This is a genomic window from Streptomyces sp. NPDC057638 (genome assembly GCF_042800315.1).
In the GTDB taxonomy this organism is placed as follows: Bacteria; Actinomycetota; Actinomycetes; order Streptomycetales; family Streptomycetaceae; genus Streptomyces.
The window spans coordinates 1-1,502 of the sequence record NZ_JBHVHF010000596.1 but is presented as its reverse complement, the minus strand read 5'-3'; the positions used below and the strand labels follow the sequence as shown (position 1 = coordinate 1,502).

1 protein-coding gene is annotated in these 1,502 nt (G+C 76.0%); it reads right to left on the bottom strand.

The genetic code is table 11. The annotated features are described in order from the left end of the window. Nucleotides 1-614: 614 nt before the first annotated feature. Nucleotides 615-1,439 (bottom strand): hypothetical protein, encoded by an 825-nt coding sequence (locus tag ACFVIM_RS35075; protein WP_384310414.1) that lies wholly within the window; start codon nt 1,437-1,439, stop codon nt 615-617. Nucleotides 1,440-1,502: the final 63 nt, after the last annotated feature.

Below are 1,502 nucleotides of genomic sequence, written 5' to 3'. Positions count from 1 at the left end.
CGCGGGAAGCGGTGGGGCGTGGGTCCTGGCCGTCCAGCTCCGGGGGACGAGGCCCCCAGGGGAGAAGCGATCCCGGGGCCTGAGTGGAGCGCTCCGGCGCGTGCGGACGACGCGGTGAGCGGCCCCCGGGCCCCGAGCGGGTCCAGGCGGCCGACCAGGGAACGTGCCTCCAGGGTGGCCGGGGGATTCCGCCGCGCGGAGCGAGGAGACGGGTGGCCCTGGCTCGGGCGGCGCGGAGACGGGTGGCCCGGCCACGGAGGGCGCGGAGACGGGTGGCCCGGCCACCGAGGGCGCGGAGATGTTCGTGCGGATCCAAGGAGACTGTTCCTGTTCCTGCTGTGCGGGCCGTTCCCGCCGGATGAGCCGTGCTCATGGCCGTGCGGTCATGGCTCCGTGGGCGCGGTGTCGCGGTAGGGCCGTGCGGTCATGGCTGCGCGGACGCGGTATCGGCGCGGGGCCGTGGAGCGTGCCGGTGCCGTGCGTGGTGTCGCCGGGTGAGCCCTGCTGACGCCGTGCGGTGTGCCCGCCGTGCGGCTGATCCCCTGGCGCGGGCCGAGATCGCGCGGTGAGGGCACTGGTCGCGCGAGAGGGGCCGCCGCGCCGTGTGTGCCGGCTCAGCCACCGTGCCGTGAGCGCCGCAGCAGTACACCGGCGCCACCCACCGCGCCCGCGACCAGCGCCAGGCCGACTCCGGTCTGTGCCGCGCTCGGGCCGGAGAGCCCGCCGCCGCCCGCGCGTACCCCGCCGTCGGGCTTGACGGGAGCGCTGGGGAACCGTTCGTCGGACCGGGCGTACTGCTCCCCGCCGCCGTCCGGATAGCCACCGGGGTCCGCCGCCTCCGGGTCCGGCCCCGGCTCGGTCGGCAGTTCCGGAAGGACGGAGCCGTCAGGGCCGGGTGGCAGCGCCGGGGCCTCCGGCAGCTCCGGTACGACCGGGACGTCGGAGACACGGGACACGCCCGTGGCGTGGGGCATCCCGGGCACGCCGGGCACCCCGGGAATGCCAGGGTCCGCCTGGCCGCCGCCGCCCGCCCGCCGGGGTGTGGTGCTGTCGACGCGTCGCTGTAGTGCCGTGTCCGCCGGTGCGACCATGAGCCGCGCGAGACCGTGTTCGCCCTGGCAGTCGAAGATGACGCCGTACGTCGTCCCCGGTCGCGCGGTCAGGGGGATCCGTACCGTCGCGGGAGTTCCCGCGCCGAGCGTGACCGTCTCGAACGCGGGCGAGGACGCCGTCACGGCCGGAGCCAGGCACTCGGTGGCGCTCAACGTCACCGTGCCACCGGGGGCGACCCGCTCCGGGACGACAGTGAAGCGGAAGGACGTGAGGTCGGCACCGAGCCCGCCGCCGCCCCCGTTCTCATCCGCCAGCGCTCCCGGAGCGCCGACCGCGAACACGGCGGTGCCCAGGAGGGCGAGGGACGTGACACGTATGGCACGCATGGTCAGATCTCCGATGGTCGGGAAGGCACCACAGTGAGTCCGACGCTAGGCAGCGGGCGCGCC

Excerpts from the sequence above, each read along its gene's own strand:
- ACFVIM_RS35075 (WP_384310414.1), bottom strand. The coding sequence starts at position 1,439 with ATGCGTGCCATACGTGTCACGTCCCTCGCCCTCCTGGGCACCGCCGTG.